At 42.9% G+C, this 19,755-nt stretch carries 16 protein-coding genes; 8 read left to right on the forward strand and 8 right to left on the reverse strand.

Features of this window, described 5'->3' with window-relative positions; translation table 11 throughout:
* The first annotated feature begins 57 nt into the window (after positions 1-57).
* The 3 genes from BLT94_RS15015 to BLT94_RS15025 all read left to right on the forward strand — a co-directional run bounded on the left by BLT94_RS15015 (position 58) and on the right by BLT94_RS15025 (position 2,703).
* A complete protein-coding gene (locus BLT94_RS15015) occupies positions 58-264 on the forward strand; it encodes a hypothetical protein (RefSeq protein WP_092235776.1) in 207 nt (68 codons plus the stop codon).
* On the forward strand, positions 261-1,898 hold the full coding sequence (locus tag BLT94_RS22595) for a methyl-accepting chemotaxis protein (protein WP_092235779.1): 1,638 nt from the start codon (positions 261-263) through the stop codon (positions 1,896-1,898). Before BLT94_RS15015 ends, BLT94_RS22595 begins: the two co-directional genes overlap by 4 nt.
* 94 nt (positions 1,899-1,992) lie before the next feature.
* Entirely contained in the window at positions 1,993-2,703 is a 711-nt protein-coding gene (locus BLT94_RS15025) for a transporter substrate-binding domain-containing protein (protein WP_092235781.1), read from the forward strand.
* A gap of 183 nt (positions 2,704-2,886) precedes the next feature.
* Here the strand turns inward: BLT94_RS15025 and aspS are convergent, their stop codons facing one another.
* The 6 genes from aspS to BLT94_RS15060 form a co-directional block, all read right to left on the reverse strand.
* Positions 2,887-4,674 (reverse strand): aspartate--tRNA ligase, encoded by a 1,788-nt coding sequence (aspS, locus tag BLT94_RS15030; RefSeq protein ID WP_092235784.1) that lies wholly within the window; start codon positions 4,672-4,674, stop codon positions 2,887-2,889.
* A gap of 18 nt (positions 4,675-4,692) precedes the next feature.
* On the reverse strand, positions 4,693-5,949 hold the full coding sequence (gene hisS / locus BLT94_RS15035; RefSeq protein WP_092235786.1) for a histidine--tRNA ligase: 1,257 nt from the start codon (positions 5,947-5,949) through the stop codon (positions 4,693-4,695).
* A 279-nt stretch (positions 5,950-6,228) separates the two neighbouring features.
* Positions 6,229-7,524 (reverse strand): histidinol dehydrogenase, encoded by a 1,296-nt coding sequence (gene hisD / locus BLT94_RS15040; protein ID WP_014959312.1) that lies wholly within the window; start codon positions 7,522-7,524, stop codon positions 6,229-6,231.
* A 263-nt stretch (positions 7,525-7,787) separates the two neighbouring features.
* Entirely contained in the window at positions 7,788-9,515 is a 1,728-nt protein-coding gene (locus BLT94_RS15045) for an aldehyde ferredoxin oxidoreductase family protein (RefSeq protein WP_092235789.1), read from the reverse strand.
* 554 nt (positions 9,516-10,069) lie between these two features.
* A complete protein-coding gene (locus tag BLT94_RS15055; protein ID WP_092235796.1) occupies positions 10,070-11,536 on the reverse strand; it encodes an ATP-binding protein in 1,467 nt (488 codons plus the stop codon).
* Positions 11,537-11,550: 14 nt separating this feature from the next.
* Positions 11,551-12,261: a response regulator transcription factor gene (locus BLT94_RS15060; protein ID WP_092235798.1), complete on the reverse strand. Its 711-nt coding sequence runs from the start codon at positions 12,259-12,261 to the stop codon at positions 11,551-11,553.
* 266 nt (positions 12,262-12,527) lie between these two features.
* Between BLT94_RS15060 and BLT94_RS15065 the strand changes: the two genes are divergently transcribed.
* From BLT94_RS15065 to BLT94_RS15090, 5 genes are all read left to right on the forward strand, one after another.
* Positions 12,528-13,940 carry a TolC family protein gene (locus BLT94_RS15065; RefSeq protein ID WP_175530369.1) on the forward strand — a complete coding sequence of 471 codons (1,413 nt, stop codon included), beginning with the start codon at positions 12,528-12,530 and terminating at the stop codon, positions 13,938-13,940.
* Complete coding sequence (locus BLT94_RS15070) at positions 13,937-15,118, forward strand: efflux RND transporter periplasmic adaptor subunit (RefSeq protein WP_092235804.1); 1,182 nt, start codon at positions 13,937-13,939, stop codon at positions 15,116-15,118. Before BLT94_RS15065 ends, BLT94_RS15070 begins: the two co-directional genes overlap by 4 nt.
* Positions 15,119-15,169: 51 nt before the next feature.
* Positions 15,170-15,877: an ABC transporter ATP-binding protein gene (locus BLT94_RS15075; RefSeq protein WP_092235805.1), complete on the forward strand. Its 708-nt coding sequence runs from the start codon at positions 15,170-15,172 to the stop codon at positions 15,875-15,877.
* A 44-nt stretch (positions 15,878-15,921) separates the two neighbouring features.
* A complete protein-coding gene (locus BLT94_RS15080) occupies positions 15,922-17,139 on the forward strand; it encodes an ABC transporter permease (RefSeq protein ID WP_092235808.1) in 1,218 nt (405 codons plus the stop codon).
* Positions 17,140-17,440: 301 nt separating this feature from the next.
* On the forward strand, positions 17,441-17,944 hold the full coding sequence (locus BLT94_RS15090; protein WP_092235812.1) for an EF-hand domain-containing protein: 504 nt from the start codon (positions 17,441-17,443) through the stop codon (positions 17,942-17,944).
* A gap of 127 nt (positions 17,945-18,071) precedes the next feature.
* On the opposite strand, the gene BLT94_RS15095 is transcribed toward BLT94_RS15090, so the two are convergent.
* Both BLT94_RS15095 and BLT94_RS15100 read right to left on the reverse strand, forming a co-directional pair.
* Positions 18,072-18,758 carry a DUF4956 domain-containing protein gene (locus BLT94_RS15095; protein WP_092235815.1) on the reverse strand — a complete coding sequence of 229 codons (687 nt, stop codon included), beginning with the start codon at positions 18,756-18,758 and terminating at the stop codon, positions 18,072-18,074.
* Positions 18,759-18,907: 149 nt separating this feature from the next.
* Entirely contained in the window at positions 18,908-19,717 is an 810-nt protein-coding gene (locus BLT94_RS15100) for a polyphosphate polymerase domain-containing protein (RefSeq protein WP_092235818.1), read from the reverse strand.
* Positions 19,718-19,755: the final 38 nt, after the last annotated feature.

A 19,755-nucleotide genomic window follows, 5' to 3' on the forward strand; every position in this document is an offset into this window, starting at 1 on the left:
TGAAATGACTGCCACGGGCAGACCTGTTATTCCACCTTGGTTTGCCCACAACAAATATTGAAAGTCGCTGTTTGGATTTTTAAAGACTTTCTTATAAAAAGAAAATATGGTTTAGGCGACAACTTCATTGACAAACACCTGGTGACAGGTTATGCCTCAAAAGAAAGTTATGACAAAGTAATTTCATTGGGAGTTGCTGCGTTTTTAAACAAATCCTCCTCAATGAAAGAAATAACAAACCAAGTTGAGGGGTTAATAAAATGAGATTAAGTAAAAGCAGAAGATTAGATGTCTCCACAAAGACATCAATGATTTCAGGGATAATTGTGCTTATTTTTCTTTGCATAAGCAGCATTATATCCATAAATCTTCAATTTAAGTCATCCCAGCTTATGATTGATGATTTTACACAATCCCAGAGTAAAGATTTGGAGGAATATGCATCAACACAAAACCAATTAATCAGAAAAAATACAAAAATTAATTTGGAAATATGCAGCAGCATAGCTGCATCTTTTATATATAATTTTGATCACGATAACCTTAAAGGGTTATTGGCGGGTTTTATAAAAAATGATGGACTTGTGGCCATCAAAGTCCTTGATGTGGATGGTCAACCATTTGCTGCTGCATGGGAAGACTCAGAAATTAAAACAGGTGATAGTATTCCTTCTGAGATGAGCCTGAAAGAGGATTTTTCTTACGTTCAAGATGCTATATATGATGGATCAAAGGTTGGAAATGTTCGAGTTTATTTTATTGATCAGCTTGTACAAAATGAAATTGCAAACAAGAAGAAAAAGACAGAAACAAGAATTGCGGGATTTCAAGGCAGAGCAACAAAAAGTATCAGTGATTCTGTTAAAAGTCAAATTTTTGTAGCTGCATGTATTATTATCGCTTTAATTGTATCCATAGTTTTATGCTTGCGATTTATTGTTGTAAACCCAATTAATAAGATCACTCAGAGTATGAACGAGGGTGCCAACCAAGTCGCAGCAGCATCAAATCAGATGTCTTCTTCCAGCCAAATTCTTGCTGAAAGTTCCTCTGAGCAGGCTGCATCCATTGAAGAGACATCTTCTTCAATGGAAGAAATGGCTTCCATGACCAAAAAAAATGCTGAGAATGCAGGCCAGGCTGAGAATCTGATGAAAGAAGCCAGTCATGTTGTAAATACTGCCAATGAATCAATGGAACAGCTTATCCACTCTATGGATGATATTTCCAAGGCAAGTGAAGAGACGTCAAAGATCGTAAAAACCATTGATGCAATTGCTTTTCAGACTAATCTTCTGGCTTTGAATGCTGCTGTTGAAGCTGCCAGGGCAGGTGAAGCAGGAGCAGGTTTTGCCGTTGTGGCAGATGAGGTCAGAAGTCTTGCAATGAGAGCTGCGGATGCTGCAAGCAATACAGCTCAGCTGATTGAAAGAACTGTAGAAAAGGTTAACTTGGGAATAGATATTGTTTCAATAACAAATGATTCTTTCAGCCAGATTGCAGATAGTACAGCCAAGGTAGGGGATTTGGTTTCGGAAATTTTTGAAGCGTCAAGAGAGCAGTCCGATGGTATAGAACAGGTAAATAATGCTACAACTGAGATGGAAAGAGTGGTTCAGCAAAATGCTGCCAATGCAGAAGAATCTGCTTTAGCATCTGAAGAGATGGGTGCTCAGGCAAAAAAGTTAAAAAATTATATCAATGAGCTTGCCCTCCTTATCAGAGGATCAAAAGGAGATCAATCAGCAAGGTCATCTGCTAAAAAAATCAGAACTGTTGTTCCACAATTAAAACACAACCATGTCTCTAAAAAAAGAATGGTGGCAATCCAGTCAAAAGAGATTGGACCTGACCAAGTCATCCCCTTTGATGACGACGATAACTTTAAAGAATTTTAGATCGGCAATAATATGGCGGATATTTCTTGTTGCTTACGGTAGCAAGGGTGTTTATTTGAATAATTAAATTTATTACCAAAGGAGATTTTTTTTTATGAAATGTTTATTCCTTACAATTTTTATTTTAACCACTGCAGTTTCAGCATACGCACAGGATTATAAAGCAACTCTTGCTAAAATGCCGATTTATGCAGAGAGTGCGGAAAAGGGTGTTCTTGTTGATCTTGTAAAGGCTATTGAATCTCAATCAGGAGAAAAAATTAACCTTGTTATTGAGCCATTCGCTAGATCATTACATAATGTGGTTTCTGGAAAAGCAGATTTTCATATGCCTTTAATTGCAATTCCTGGAATTGACATGACAACTCTGGATTACGATTATTCAACTGAGACAATTTTTCATGTCAATTTTGTACTTTATACAAAGAAAGGAAGCAATATAAGCATTGACAAACTTCAAAATTCCAAGGTGGAAACAGATATTGCGCATCTGCCATATTTTAATTTTCCAATCAAAGGATCATCCAATCTGGAATTGAGTTTGAAAAAGGTTAGTGCTGGAAGAATTGATGCATTTATCTTTGCAGATTTTGCATCTGATCCGCTTGTAAAGAAAAATAACCTTACCAATATAAAAAGAGATCTTTTCAAAGTTTATGATGTAAAAATAATCATACCAAAAAACGGGGCTGGCGGTAAAACTGATAAGTTTTTATCTGAGACCATCTCAAAGTTAAAAGCGAATGGAACCTATGATAAGATAATGGGACCTATTGAAATGCCTTATGACAATTGGCAGCTTTAATAGATATGTTGCAACGCACCCTGCAAGTTCCATATGACGATCACCGCAATCTTTATATCTGCAGATTACCGTCATAACATGAAGCATCTGTTTTCCCGAACAAACCAATCCGATAAAAAACTTTGATAAGAAAGGTGTCTTGCCTGCAATGGGCAAGACACCTTTTTGTTTGAAAAATCAGTTTTATTCGTCTATTTTAGTGACTTTGATGGCAAGCTCCCTGAGCTGTGCAGTCGATGCCTTGGACGGTGCATCCGTCAAAAGGCAGGTGGCTTTCTGGGTTTTGGGGAATGCAATGACATTTCTGATGGAGTCTTCACGGCACAACAGCATCATCAGCCGGTCCAGCCCGAAAGCAATTCCTCCATGCGGGGGGGCTCCGGACGACAATGCCTTTAAAAGAAACCCGAATTTTTCATTGGCTTCGGTTTCATCAATGCCAAGACAGTTTAAGACTTTTGCCTGGAGTTCAGTGTCGTGAATACGAATACTTCCCCCACCTATTTCAATCCCGTTCAACACCAGGTCATAAGCCCTTGATTTAATTGAAAGGGGATCGGAATCAAGTTTTTTAATATCTTCTTCAAGTGGAGCTGTAAAAGGATGGTGCAGTGCCTGGTAGCGGTTTTCGGTTTCATCATAATCCAGCAGGGGAAACCGGGTTACCCAGGTAAATTTATAGGTATCTTCGGAAATCAGCTCAAGCCGCCTTGCCAGTTCGTTTCTCAGCTGGCCAAGGGCTTCGTTGGTGATTTTCGGCTGATCTGCCACGAAAAAAACAATATCCCCTGGTTCAAGGTCAAGCCTTTTTCTTAAGGCCTCTTTTTCTTCATCTGTAAAGAATTTGGCAATGGGGGATTGCCAGCTATCTTCTTTTATTTTTATCCAGGCCAGTCCCTTTGCTTTGTAAACAGCCGTAAAATCAGTCAGTTCATCAATCTGTTTGCGGGTAAAAGTGGCACACCCTTTTGCATTGACAGCTTTAACAAGACCGCCGTTTTTTACCACATTGGCAAACACCTTGAATCCTGCATCTTTTACAATATCGGAGACCTCACACAATTCCAGACCAAACCTGAGATCAGGTCTGTCCAGACCAAATCTTGACATGGCTTCATCATAGGTGATCCTGGGAAACGGCGTAACAAGGTCAATATTCAATACTTTTTTGAAAACAGCAACGATCATACCCTCTGCAACGTCCATGATCTGCTGTTCATCAACAAACGAAAGCTCCATATCGATCTGGGTAAACTCGGGCTGCCGGTCCGCTCTTAAGTCTTCATCCCTGAAACATTTGACAATCTGATAATACTTGTCAAACCCTGAAATCATCAATAATTGCTTGAACAGCTGGGGAGACTGGGGCAGGGCATAAAATTCCCCCTGGTTGACCCTTGACGGAACCAGATAATCCCTGGCACCTTCGGGTGTGCTTTTGGTCAAAAATGGTGTTTCAATATCCACAAAGCCTTTATTGTTCAGATAGTTGCGTATTGCCATGGTGGCCTTATGCCTTGCCAGGATATTGTTTTTCAGCTGGGGCCGTCTTAAATCCAGATATCTGTACTGCAAACGAAGAACTTCCGATGTTTCCACCCGGTCTTCTATCTGGAATGCCGGTGTCTTGGCTTTTGAAAAAATATAAAGTTCATCTATCATCACTTCAACAGCACCGGTTTTCATATTTGGATTTAGCATATCACCCGGCCTGGCAATGACTTTTCCTTTTACGCCAAGGACATACTCGTTTCTGATTTCCTGGGCTTTTTCATGGACTGTTTTTGAATGTTCCGGGTTAAAAACGATCTGTGTGATACCTTCTTTATCCCTTAAATCAATGAATATTACCCCTCCGTGGTCACGGCGGTGCTGTACCCAGCCCATTAAGACCACTTCTTTGTCGATATCAGTGTCCCTTAACTGGCAACAATGATGTGTCCTTGTCAGATCTCCTAGCAAATCAGTCACTTCAATAATTCCTCTATTTTATTTTTTTAATATCTTGATCAGTTCCGGAACCAGTGTTTCAAGGGCAAGTAAAACCTGTTCTTTGGTGTTCATGTTTCTTAAAATGATGGCATTTTGTGTCAGTTCGTTTTCTCCTGCAATCAATACATATTGAGCATTGAATTTATTTGCCCTTTTCATAAGGGCTTTCATGCTTTTTGCCCTGAAATCAATTTCTGTGCGGATACCTGCCTGGTTCAATTCACAAGACCAGTGATATCCTTTTTCCATGGCCGCATCCCCTAAAGACACGATAAACAGATCAAGGCCAGGAATTTGAGGTGTCTTGTCAATTTGTTCCATGACCTCCACCAGACGGTCAAATCCAATGGCAAATCCGATTCCTGGTGTCTGGGGGCCTCCCAGCTCTTTGACAAGGCCGTCATACCTGCCGCCGCCGGCAACGGCACTCTGGGCACCAAGGGCTGTAGTCTGAATTTCCCAGGCAGTCCGGGTATAATAATCCAGACCCCGTACCAGGGATTTGTCCACAATAAAATCAACCCCCTGATGTTCAAGGGTTGTTTTAACCGTGGCAAAATGGTCTTCGCACTCATTGCAGAGATAATCCAGAGTTGCCGGGGCATCCTGAAGGGCCTCTTGGCAATCAGTGGCTTTGCAGTCAATGATTCTCAAGGGATTTTTATCCATCCGTCTTAAGCAGTTTTCACACAGCCGGTCTTTTTTTGATTCAAGAAAATCTAAGAGTGCTTTTTGAAAACCCGGCCTGCAGTCAGGGCAGCCAAGGGAGTTGATATGGGCTGAAAGGCCTGTTAAACCAAGGCGTTTAAACAATTCGTTTAACAGAAAAATCATCTGGCTGTCAATATAGGCGGATTCAATGCCGAACACTTCCGCATCAATTTGATAAAATTGGCGGTATCTGCCTTTTTGAGGTCTTTCCCGTCTGAACATGGGGCCGATCATGAAAAATTTTCTGACTGGATCTGCGGCATACATCTTGTGCTGGATATAGGATCTGACAATGGATGCAGTGGCTTCCGGCCTTAAGGTCAGCTTGTCCCCTTTTCGATCGGCAAAGGTGTACATCTCTTTTTCAACAATATCAGTGACCTCTCCGATGCTTCTGGCAAACAGCTGTGTTTTTTCAATGATGGGAATTCGGATTTCCTTAAAACCGAACGCTTCAAATAAATCTTTTGCTTCTTTTTCCACTTTCTGCCAAAGGGAAATATGCTCCGGCAGTATATCTCTGAATCCTCGTATGGTCTGCATTGTTTTTTCTTTACCACTAAAATTTTTATATGAAAGTCTTGAACAATTCCAACAAAGACTTTCATGTTTTGCTGCGGGCAAACATAAGGTTAAATACCAGGTCTGCCCGCGGCAGTTATTATCAAAATTTAAACAAACGTTCTTTATAGATTAAAATCAGAGTGTTAGTCAATATATAAAATAATATTTTTGATATGAAAGTCTTGAAAAATTCATACAGAGACTTTAAATCTTTGTTGTGGGCAAACTAAATTGAAAGGCCCGGTTTGCCCATGGCAGTTATTTTCTGATTTTAACACAATTGGCATGTGCCCCCAAACCTTCTGTTTGAGCCAGCCGTATCACATCGTCGGCTTCTTTTTTAAAGGCAGCCTTAGAATAATGAATCAAGCTGGTTTTTTTTGTAAAATGTTCAACACTTAAGGCTGAAGAAAATCGGGCTGTTCCGGCAGTGGGCAGGACATGATTGGGACCGGCAATATAATCTCCCATGGGTTCGGGCGTATATGAGCCTAAAAACAGGGCACCGGCATTTTGTATCCGGTTGATATAATCAAATGGCTCTTTGACGATAAGTTCAAGGTGTTCAGGTGCCAGGCGGTTGGAAAGGTCAATACCGGTTTCAATGTCCGGCACCAGCATGACGGCACCGAAATTTTCAATGGACTGCTTTGCAATCTCTTTTCTGGATAATTTTTCAATCTGTTCTTCCAGGGCGGCAACGGTTGCTTTTGCAAGATCTTCGGAATCGGTAACCAATATGGAAGATGCCATGACATCATGTTCGGCCTGGGAAAGAAGGTCTGCTGCCAGAAATTGGGGGTCGGCATCCTGATCTGCAATTATCAGGATCTCACTTGGGCCTGCAATCATGTCAATGCCCACGGTTCCTGAAACAATTTTTTTGGCCAGGGTCACATAAATATTTCCAGGGCCCACAATTACATCCACTTTTGGAACGGTTTGGGTTCCATAGGCCAGGGCGGCAATGGCCCAGGCACTTCCAGCCTTAAACACCGAGTCAATTCCAATTTTGTGGGCTGCGGCAAGAATATGAGGGTTGATGTTTCCGTCTTCCATGGGAGGGGTCACAAGATTTATAGAAGGGACACCCGCGACTTTGGCTGGAATTCCTCCCATCAATACGGATGACACCAGAGGAGTTTTCCCACCCTTTGCTCCGGGGGCATAAACGCCTGCCGCGCTAACGGGCTTTACAAGCTGGCCTACCATGACACCGCTTCTGGGTGTGTCGATCCAGGAATTTTCTTTTTGCTTGGAATGAAAATACTCCAGTTGATTGACGGACCGGTCAAGGCTCTTTAAAAAGGATGCATCAACTTTTTTTAATGCAAGATCAAATTCTTTTGGGGTTACTTTTAAATTTTCAACAGTTACCTTGCTTGAATCAAATTTGTTGGTATATTCAACAAGGGCCTCATCCCCTCTTGTTTTGACATCTTCAAGATAGGTTTCGACTGTCTCATAATCTTGTTTTGAAAACCCCAAACCACGATCTATGGTATCTTTCACTCTTTTTTCCGCACTCTTGGAAGGATATTGATATATTTTCATTTTATTATTATTCCAAAACATATGGGTTATATTATGATATATTACATGGCCATTAAATTACGATAAATTTCAGACACATATAATTACTTTTTTTTGTCCTTTTTATAGCAAAACAAGCTTTATAAATCCATTAAATAAATTTAAACAGGCTTATTCCAGGCATCATGATGTTGAAGAAACTGTGTTGCCGTGATTGAATGACAACTAAAAAACCAGGAGCAGAAAGTCCGCCCCTGGTTTTAAGTATTATCCGGCTTCAGGTTTTAAAAGCTGAGTGTTTTTGATAATTCTTCGGAAGAAAAATCCCATTTGGTGTTATGAGGGGGAAATGTTTCGTTAAACATTTCAGGAAGCTGATCATCAGCTTGTGTGAACCCTGCTTTTTTGTTGAATTCATTTTCATTGTTCAAAATTGATTTTCCAAGTTCCAGAACATCATCCGGTGTGAGAGAAAGGCCATGCTGTGCATTGATCATCTCCACGATGGTTGGAAGCCCGTCTTCGTTGTCAAGAACGGCAAAAGCAACAAATAGGCAAAGCCCGGCTGCATCAATGGCAGCTGTTGCGATTTGAAGCCCCTGTGATAATTCAACATTACCCTCTTTTTTAAGAGGATCAATAGTGCCTCCCACGCCCAGGATATTGGCTGTAACCCCATAGCCTGCCGTATGATCCGCACCCATTGGCGTTGTGGCATAGGTGACCCCAACCCCTTTGCATGCTCTCGGGTCATAGGCCGGGAATGCCTGTTTTTTTACCACGGGAACTCTGTCCACGCCCAGGGCGTCTCCTGTGAACAAAGCGCCGTTTCCAATGATTTTACCCTCTGGTGCAGCCGTTCCGACTTTGGACAGAAGATCTATGGCAGCCTTGCCGTCTCCCCATGGAATCATGCCTCCTTCCATGGCAATGCCGATGGCAACTCCCATCTCAATGGTATCAAGACCGAAGTCATCACACATCCTGTCCAGCATGGCAATATCATCCAGCTCCCTGATGGTGGTGTGGGCACCAAATGCCCAGATTGTTTCATATTCAAACCCGGAGGTGAGATATTTGCCTTTCTTGTCATGGTAAACATTGGAGCATCTGATCACACAACCCGGATGGCAGGGCTCTGTTGTAATACCCCCTCTTTGCTCAATGTTTTGTGCCATTTTTTCCCCACTGATGTCCTGGGCATGCTCAAATCGGCCTGACCTGAAATTTTTTGTTGGCAGAGTGCCGGCTTCATTGATGACATTGACCAATACTGCCGTACCAAGTGCGGGAAGGCCTTGTCCTGTAACCGGATGTTTTCTGAGCATGTCCACCCATTTTTTATTGGCTGCTTTAAAGGCATCCGGATCTTTTATCGCAAGACGTCCTGCACCCTTGTCATCCACGACAATGGCTTTGATTCTTTTTGCCCCCATAACCGCTCCCAAACCGCCTCTGCCGTGGGCACGTCCCGGTCTCCCGTTCATGTCGGCCTGCTGGATGCTTGCGCCCTTCAAACATTGTTCGCCTGCCTGGCCAATGCTTAAGACTCCAACTGATTTGCCATATTTTTGCCATAGATTTTCCATGACCTCATAATTTCCCTTGCCGGCAAGATGGCCTGCATCCAGGATTTCAACGCCATCCTTATTGATGACAATGATGCTGTAACCCTCTGTTTGGGGTTTGTCTTCAAGAACAAGGGCGGTGATACCCAGTTTGGCCAGTTTCTGTGAAACAAGTCCTCCTGCATTGCTCTCTTTGATGCCGCCTGTAAGAGGGGATTTGGCTCCTGCTGAAAGCCGTCCTGAATCTGCGGCAGGAGATCCGGACATAATGCCGGGTGCAAAGATTAATTTGTTTGCTTTTCCAAGCGGGTGGCAGGTTGCAGGCACTTCATCCAGAATCATTTTGGATGTGAGTGCCCGGCCCCCAAGACCTGCATAAGCTTTGGGAACTTGTTCAAACCCAAAGGTTTTGTTTTGGGTGTTAACCCTTAATAATTTCCCCATTTTTTTCTCCTTGGCTGGTTGATAAAAATGATGATTAGTTGTCTTTTTTTCGGTTGTTTTTTTATGTTGACTTGGCGAGATTTTTCCAGTTCAGCTTTTATCATATTCACAACAAGACCCTTTTGTCGATCAATGATACCTCAATCTTATTTTATGCCATGGGTATTCCATCAAGTCCAGCAGAAATCAAGTGAATTTGTTTTTTTTGCAAAATATTTTATTTTTATTTAGGCTTTGATTATATTATGGTTGTTTTTTAGCTGATTTATGATTATTGGTACTCGACAGGCCGTTACGGAACATAAAAATACCGCAACTAATTGAAATAGCAAGTAATATTTATTGATTTTCATTGCGGCAAATGCTATGAATCCTCCAACTATTTATGGAGTATTTTATGCCCAGATTCAAAGCCGGTGAGTCAAGAGATCAAATGGTATTTTTTCCTGAAGCCATTAATGATTATATTCCTGAAGGCCATTTAGCAAAGCTTGTATTGTCAATCGTTTCAATCCTGAATATAAATACAATTGTTTCAAACTGTGCAGTACACGTTAACCGGCAATCATTGTTTTGGGAATCGTGATTATGATTTTCAGGCCGCCGGCCTTTGAATTTTCCGCCCTGATTTCTCCATCATGAAGTTTAATGGCTCTGTATGCAATTGCAAGACCCACACCGGTGCCGCCTGTTTTTCTTCCTCTGTCTCCTTCTACCCTGTAAAAAGGTTTGAAAAGATGGGGTAGAGATGTCGATGGGACACCAGGGCCGTGATCCTTAATGGTCAGAATGATGGGATCTTTTTCTAAGTTTCTGGTTTCAATGCTTATGTTCACGGTTGTACCCTCATCCGTATATCGGATCGCGTTTCGAACGACATTTTCAATGGCTCGATGAAGCATCTCCGGATAACCGTGGGTTTTGATAACAGAAGAGGAGGCAATGACCACGGAAACATTTCTATGTTGGGCTTCGAAGTTAGCATCCTCTCCTATAATATGGATCAACTCGGACACGTCAACCGATTTACAGATCCTTAAATTTGGTCCTGCTTCGAGCCTGTTCAACAGTAGAATTTCCCCGATGAGAGTGTTGAGCCGTTCTGCTTCGAGGTCGATACGTTGCAGGCTCGGCATTACTTCTTCAGATGCCTTGTTCCTTGATATTTCCAGTGCAATGGAGAGTCTTGCAAGGGGGGAGCGGAGCTCATGAGAAATGTCTCTCAAAAGCTGCTGACGGTCTTTGATCAGATTCTGGATCTGAGAGACCATTTGATCAAAGTCCAAGCCCAACTGGGCGATTTCATCCTGTCGCCTTCCGATGGTTTCACTAACCCTTGCTCCCAGATCCCCTGTGGCAATTTTTCTGGTTGCTCTGCGGAGTTTTGTAATGGGGCCTGTGATATGGCGCGCAAGCAGAAAACTGAGAAGGGTAAGCATAATAATAGAGATTATAATTCTTATTGTGAAATCAGGCGGAAAAATCAAAATTTTTTTTGGTCGTCCCTGACGTCCTGCTACTATGTAGGTTTCCCCATTCGGCCCGACCATTCGACACATCACAACGATGCCATTGGCGGTAGTTGTATTTATAACCGGATTATCTTCTTTTCTGAATCGTTTCAGAATTGCCTCAAATTCCAGCGGCATTTTTCTGTTGATCAATGCATGTCCCTCAAAATTAAACACATAAGGTTCGAAATCAAGAAATTTTTCCAGTTGATTGGCATAAATAATAGCGGCGGTGCTTCCTTTTAAGGCCCACCTTTCAATCAAGGGGGTTGAATAAAGATAAAGGATTTGAGCAAGATTCTGTTGACGATTTTCCTCCCGGTGCTTCATCCTTGCAGCAGGACCTGTACTGGAAGTAAATGCAACCAGCAGCGCGATTCCCATGGATAAAAAATTGATACTGCAAGCAAAAAAGAGAATCTTGAAAAATAGATTTTTTCTTATGATGCCGGAGAGGTAGTTGTTCAGGAAAAGATCAGGCCAAAATCTCTTTGTTTGGGCGCTCATCATTAGGATTCGTCTCCTTATACCCCTTCTTCCGGTAGTGAGTAGATATAACCTACGCCTCGGATACTTTGAATCCGCTCAGTGCCTTTATATTTAGATCCCAATTTTTTTCTGAGACTGCTCACATGAACATCAATGCTTCTGTCGAAAATATCCAGCTTTCTGCCCAGAACAGTTTCAGAAAGAATATCGCGACTAACCACATTGCCGGTATTTTTCAAGAGTTCATGAAGCAGTTTGAATTCAACGGCTGTGAACGAAACTGGTTTTCCATTTAGACACACGGTCCTTGATCCAGGATTGAGGATAACATCTCCTGTTTCGAGAGAGGGACTTTGCCGGGGTATACTTTCAGAGCCTGCTCTTGTCTCAAGTCGCCGCTGTACAGCACGAATTCTTGCCACAAGTTCTCTGGGATTAAAAGGCTTGGGCAGATAGTCGTCTGCTCCCATTTCAAGGCCTACAATCCGATCGACATCATCCCCTCTTGCCGTGAGCATGATGACGGGGATTTGAGATTTGGTACGAATATGGCGCAGGGTGTCAAACCCGCTCATCCCCGGCAGCATTACATCTAAAACCACCAGGTCATGGGCTTGACTGAGGGCAAGCAAAAGACCCTCTTCAGGGGTCTGAACCGCCTTGACATCAAATCCTTCAGGGGTCAGGTAGTCGATTAACAGTTCACAGAGCTCTTCATCATCATCAATCACAAGAATATGGTTCATAGTTTTTTCTTTACGGTTAAAAAGTCTAATAAATACAGTTATATAGCTGTCTCCTCTACCAAATGCTTAATTATACACGAATATGATCATTTTGCATGTAAAGAAACGTAAAGTCATCTGGATCGGAATTTACAATTCTTAACCCTGGCTTAACTGTAACTTTACAGCAAGAGAGAAAAAAAAGGGTTATATTCAGATCACAACCATGATGAAAAGAGATCATGATCAAAAATTTTAACCAAAGAATAGAAAGCAGGAAAATAAAAATGATCAAGGATTTAACAGAAGAAAAAATTCGGGTGATACGGGGATTTACTATTTCCTCATGGATGACGAATAAGCAAATCGTTTTCCTGGTGATGATTGTTTTATTTCTTCATGTTTTTTCCTGGGAGATGGCACAGGCCTCTGAAATTCAGAAAATGAGTCTGGTTGAGGCGGTTGAGCTGGCGCTAAAAAAAAAACAGGATTTGAAACTTGCAAAAAACAGTGTTCAATACTCAATGCTCTTGCTTAAAAAGGAAAAGAACGATTATCTGCCTCAAGTCACAGGTACCGCAAATACGACTCTGAACAATAACTATGGGCAATCAGACGCAAACCAGGACTATTATACCCAGAGAGCAGAAGTATTTGCCCAACTCAATCTTTTTAAAGGATTCGAGGATAAGGCATCCCTCGAAAGTGCATATTATGACCTGTCTTCGGATGAACACGCACAGATCAGGCAGCAGCAACAGGTGATCTATGATACTATGAGTGCATATATCAATGTTGTGCAACAATTTCAGGAAATTGAGGTGGCCCGGGAGAATTTGACAACCAACCGCCAGCAGGAGAAAGAGATCAAAGCCTTTCATGAAGCCGGCAAAGTCCCAGCCACAGACCTTTACCAGCAGCAGGCTGAAACGGCTAAAGCCAGATTCGATTTTATCAGCGCCGAAAATAATTACAAGATCAGCAAGATGCAGCTCATTAAAATCATAGGTGTTTCGATCCCTGGCGATATCGAAATTGAGATGCCTGAAATCAAGATTTTCACCATGACGCCGGAAACAGATACAGATCGTCTGATACAGGCAGCCTTTGAAACCCGTCCGGATCTTCTTGCGCTGGAGAAAAATGTTTCTGTCAAAGAAGCGGAAATAAAGAAGGCGGCGTCCGGCAAATACCCGTCAGTGGATCTTAATACTGGCATGGGAAGTTTGTATGACAACCGGTGTGATGAAGATTTTGGGGATCAGTTCAGCAACGATAATCTATATTCTTATATAGGGGTCTCAGTCTCTCTGCCCATTTTTGACAGACAGCTTACCCGAACCAAGGTGAATCAGGCAAAAATTGACAAACAGTCTGCAAATGTGACCCTTGAAAAATTGAAACAACAGATCCGTGAGGAGCTGGGTCAGGCGGTTGCCGACTACCAAACAGCATGTGAATCAATCATGGTGTCTAAATCCAGACTGTTTTATACCAACAAAGCCTTGGAATCCGTTTTTCAGCGGTACAAAATGGGTGTGGCCAATTTGACTGAATTAACCCAGATCCGGTCAGATCAAGTGGAAGCCCGGAATAACAAGATCAAAGCTGAGATGGATAAAATACTGAAAACCATTTCCATCTTTTTTTACAAAGGAGATCTTGGAGTGTCACATATTTTAAAGAAGGAATTGTTATGAAAATAGTAAAAATCGGAATAAAATTTTTAAAACTTGCGCTCATGACCTGTGGCGTTCTTTTTATTATCCTTACCATTCATCGGTCTTTGGCAGCGTTTTTATATCAAGATACGCCAAAAGCATCCCAATTCCGGATTGAAAAAATCAAAAGGGGCAGTATAGAAAACACTATCTCCTGTACCGGAACCCTTTCAGCTGTTGGAACCGTGGAGGTGGGGACACAGGTGTCCGGCACAATCAAAAAAGTATTGGTAGATTATAATGACCGGGTGACAAAAGGACAAATTCTTGCCGAACTCGATTTGGACACGTTTAATGCAGCGGTGGATACAGCCAACGCTTCGGTTATCAAGTCCCGCGCACTTTACAAACAGGCCACAGCCGACTATGAAAGAAATAAGCCGTTGTATGAACAGGGACATCTCTCATCCCAGGAGATCCTTATCTATGAGACCGAAAAGGAGACTGCAAGGGCGGAACTCCTTTCTGCTAAGGCTTTTGTGAAAAAAGAAAAAATCAATCTCAGGAACGCCCAGATCAGATCTCCCATTAACGGTGTCATCCTCAAACGGGATATTGAAGAGGGGCAGACTGTAGCAGCCAGCTTAAGTACGCCGACCCTGTTCATTATTGCAGAAAATCTGTCAAGCATGGAGATCGAGGCAAGCGTTGATGAAAGTGATATCGGGATGGTAAACAAGGGACAAGAGGTGACATTCACGGTTCAGTCTTATCCTGATGATCTCTTTTATGGGACAGTAACCCAAATACAGATGAATCCAACCGAAACGTCCAATGTAGTTATGTATACTGTGATTGTGGCTGCGCCAAACAAGAAGGGGAAACTGCTTCCGGGTATGACCGCTACAGCAGATTTTGTTGTGGAAAAGGCGGAAAACGAACTGCTGGTTTCAAACGCTGCCCTGAATTTCAGGCTTGATGACCGCAAGAATAAAGAGGATTCCGGCATATATGTGCTTGATGGGGGCATATCCGAAAGAATTTGTGTTACCACCGGTATCACCGACAGTATGACGACGGTTATAAAAAGTGAAAACCTGACTCCCGGGACCTTGGTGATTATTGGAAACAATATTGAAAAAACCAAAAGTTCCAAAGGGTTTATGTCAAAAATTTTTCCAAAGTCTCCCGGAGGCGGTCGTGGGCCAAGAATATAGCATACAGTTTCAAATCAAAAGGGGTTAAGGACGATTTGTAAGAGGAAAAAAATGAAAACAATACAACTCAAAAATATCAAAAAAATTTTTCGACTGGGCGGAGAAACCATCCGTGCACTGGATGGAATCTCTCTCACTGTTGAGAGGGGGGATTTTCTGGCGGTAATCGGTACATCCGGATCTGGGAAATCCACCCTAATGAACATTATCGGCTGCCTGGATCAAGCCGACCATGGTGAATATTTTCTGGAGGGATTAAAGGTGAGTCAAATGGATAAGAACGCATTGGCCGACATTCGGAATCAAAAAATCGGCTTTGTGTTTCAAGGATTCAATTTGCTTCCCAGAACAACAGCCCTGGAAAATGTGCAGTTGCCACTCATCTATAGAAGGGGAAAACAGATAAATCATCCTGCAAAAAAGGCAAAAGAGGCTCTTGATATGGTAGGGCTTGCAAAACGAATTCACCATGAACCCAACCAGCTTTCAGGTGGTCAACAGCAGCGGGTTGCCATTGCCAGAGCTTTGGTGACAGATCCTGCCATTATTCTTGCAGATGAACCCAGTGGTAATCTGGACAGCCGAACTACGGAGGAGATCCTTTCCCTGTTTCAAAAACTTAATGATGAAGGAATCACTATTGTTCTTGTAACCCATGAAATGGAAGTAGCTGAGCATGCCAAACGCCTGATTGATGTGAGAGATGGCCGTATCATAAATGATTATGAGATTTCACATCGACGATATGCGTCAATATAAATATCCTGATACTATATCATATACATGAAATGGAGATCCCTGTTATGAAATTAAGACAGTTTGTTATCGTTGCTTTTAGAAGCATTGCCAGAAACAGAATGAGAAGCCTGCTCACCATGTTAGGAATCATTATTGGCTTGGCTTCCGTGATCGCACTCGTTGCCTTGGGAAAAGGGTCGCAGGCAGATATTGAATCAGAGATCAGTTCCCTTGGAACCAATCTGATCATGGTTAAACCGGGCAGCACCAAGACCCATGGAGTGAGGGGTGGAGCCGGTACCAGAAGCTGCCTGACCATGGATGACGTTACGACTCTCTCCAAATCCAACGAAAATATCCAATATGTATCGCCGGTTATTCGGGTTCCATCCCAAATTATTGCGGGTAACGCTAACTGGAATTCAGTCATTGAAGGTGTGGATATAACCTATCCCATGATTCGCAACTATGAGGTAGTCCAGGGATCATTTTTTAGCCAGAGAGATATAAAGGTGAAGGCCAAGGTTGCGGTACTCGGGCAAACGATTGTGGATGAGCTTTTTTTCGGCCAGAATCCCGTGGGGTTATGTATCCGTATCGGTAACATCCCCTTTAAAGTCATAGGCGTTCTCGCTGAAAAAGGCCAATCCTCCATGGGAAATGATCAGGATGATATTGTCTTTGTCCCATTCACAACCGCCCTTTATCGAATGAGTGACGGAAAAACCGTTCATGACATCATGGCCAGTTCCATTTCAGAATCAGCCATGGACAAGGCAAAGGCTGAAATCACAAGCATTCTCAGAAAAAATCATCGCATTGCAACAGGCAACGATAATGATTTTGAAATCCGTGATCAGGCTGAAATTGTTAGTATGGCCACCCAGGTTACCAGCACTCTTACCATGCTGCTCAGTGCCGTCGCCTGTGTTTCCCTGCTGGTCGGGGGGATAGGTATTATGAATATCATGCTGGTTTCCGTAACCGAAAGGACCCGGGAAATAGGTATTCTCATTGCAGTTGGTGCCCGGAGCTTTGATATTTTGATTCAGTTCCTGATCGAAGCGGTCATCCTGAGTCTTTCAGGTGGAATCATCGGAGTCTTGACCGGGATAGGTATCGCCTTTGGATTGGGCAAAATCATGGGTACTCAGGTGATTGTGGAACCATCCATGATCATCATCAGTGTTGGATTTACTGCGGCAGTCGGGATTTTTTTTGGTTACTATCCTGCAAAAAAGGCTTCAGCATTTAACCCAATAGAGGCGATGCGATACGAATAAAGTGATATTTTATCATTACCAAGAACCATAGCGGTACTATGATTGTTGAATCAAAACCGGGAAAGGGTACCCAGCCTCCTCTTTACAAAATCTTTACAATTTTATGTCGGACAAACAAACTTTCTTTACATCAATCATATATTTTGGTCTAAACCGGTGATTTTTAAACTGCCTGAAATGTATTTTGGCCCAAAATCTGTCCAGAACGTAAAAGGAGGGAAATGGAAGCACAACTTAAAAGCGGGGTTGGAGACAGACGCTGACCTGGAAAAATACAACACGATTATCAAAGGAGAATTACATGATAAACAGCGTTAGCAGTATGAACAATTACATGCCTACCATGCGTATGAATCAAACGGGGCAAGGGCCAGGGCCGGTCGATCGGTTTCAGTCCTCTGACACCGATGCCAGTGGCGGTATCTCAACTTCTGAACTTGAAAGCCTTGCGTCAAGCGTGGAAGAAACCACCGGCAAGACCATTGATACGGAAACAGCCATGGAGAGCTATGACCTGGACGGAGATAATCAGCTGAGCGGGGAAGAGTTGTTCAGCCTAGTTTCCGATTATGGACTCCAGCCTTCGCCGTCCGGGGCTGGTCAGGGGGGCGGTGGCCCATCCAAGGGCGGGGGAAAGATGATGCCGCCCCCACCGCCCACTCAATCATCATCTTTGTTTGAGGAGGAGACATCCATTTCTGAGACAAACACCATTGAAGACCTGTATGACCAGATGCTCGAAAAGGTTACCAGCGCCTATGGTTACAGCGATGAAATAGAATTCTTGATGAATCAAACGGCTTGATGAAAGCGTAAGCTTATTTTTCTGGCCCCCCTGTTGAATTTCGTCTATGGGCAGACCGCCGGTACGGGGGGATCGGAAACCTTGAAAAACCATCATGGCGGCCAGTCAATGAAGAATTTTAATGGGGCTACAACTCCACCGTAGTCTCTTGAAGCATGAGTCCCACTCCCCGTACAGAAGGAATTTTTTCCGGCATTTCCTTGATCAGTAGCGCGCTTTTGCGGTTTTTCCTTATTTTCACATGATAGGCATAATCCAGGCGCTCTCCCTGCTGCATCTCTCTTAATGTGATCAAGGCAAAAGTTTTGCAATATTTTTTCAACAGTCCTTCAAGTTCATGCCTGTTCTCATCACTGCTGTTAATGTTGAAACGCAGCATGCCATCAAAGGTGCTGGGTTGTCCCAGGGGTGTAACATGCAGCAACAATGCCATCAGTACAAATCCCAAGGTTCCGATAACAGCAACGTTGTATGCTCCAACCCCGCAACCGATTCCCGCTGCCAGGGCGGAAAACATGAAAAGGATATCTCTCGGATCCTTGAAACTTGTCCGGAACCTTATGATGGCAAGGGCACCGATCATCCCAAGCCCGTGGGCAAGGCTGTCACCAATGGCATGAACAACTGTGGCCGCTACGATGGAACTCAGGATCACCGCCTGAACATAGGTTCTTGAGTAGGAAAGTCCCCGGAAAGTTTTAATATAGGTTATCCCTATGGTTACCGACAGGAGGAATGCCACAAACATGGTATAGATGATAATCAGCACGCCTGAATTGGATGTCGCCGTTTGAAGTGTCAGTGTATCTAACATTTTATTCTCCGTATTTCATGATCAGACTGGTAAAACGTGTAATAGGAAAAATCTGATTACACGTTGGTTTTTTATAGTCTTGGCCTTTAGGCCGTAAAACCCAATCCTTTAGGTTTGGAATAGAAGTTTTTGATTTAGCTTTGGGTAGCTCACAAAATTGCCGAGACCCTTGAATCGTCATCATAGCGATGGAGAACCATAAGTTCCGATGCACCTGTCAGGTATTTTGAAAAACTGCGCCGCTCCAGATTAAAAAACCGAATAAGGTCAATCATCCACAGGGGAACCCTGGAGGTATAACATTTCAACTCCAGAACCACTGCACATCCGGGATCAAAGGCCAGGGTATGATCACATGAAACCATCTCACCATGGCTCGGAACGGGTCGGTATTCGTTTTCCTGCCGGAATCTTAAGTCAACGTCAAATGTGATCCGTGCATATTCATCCACATCGCTTATCCATGCCTTCCTGAGATATTGCGTAAGTATTTTAGGGGCGGCATTGTAGGTGTATAGCATCCGTTCAAACAATTTTTTATTGATCTCCTCTTTCCCACTTCCCCCATCACTTTCAAGTTCAAAACCAGGTTCGGTATACACCTTGCTCCAATCCTTATCCGTCACTGCCGCCCGATATTTTCTGGCCACCCCACCTGTTTTCTGCTTAATTTCAAGAAAATACGGCAGTTCCGGATGGTCACCATAGGAACGCACCCGCATGTTGAATCGGTTCTGCACCCCCTCAAGACGCCTTCTCAAAAACAGATACTCCGGTGAATCAAGATAGATGCTGTTCACCCTGTAGTAGCCATTGGGCGCATCCAAAGCGTATTTATCCAGGGAACAATAAACCGATGCAAATTTTGAGATGGGATCTATCATCTCAGTGGGAATTAAAAATTTCAGTTCATATCGCTCAAGTAAAGCAGGAATGGCTTTCTGTTTATGGCTGCCCAAGATAATGTTTCCTTTTTTATGAAAAAGCAGGTGATGGG

The organism is Desulfobacula phenolica (assembly GCF_900105645.1).
GTDB lineage: Bacteria > Desulfobacterota > Desulfobacteria > Desulfobacterales > Desulfobacteraceae > Desulfobacula > Desulfobacula toluolica.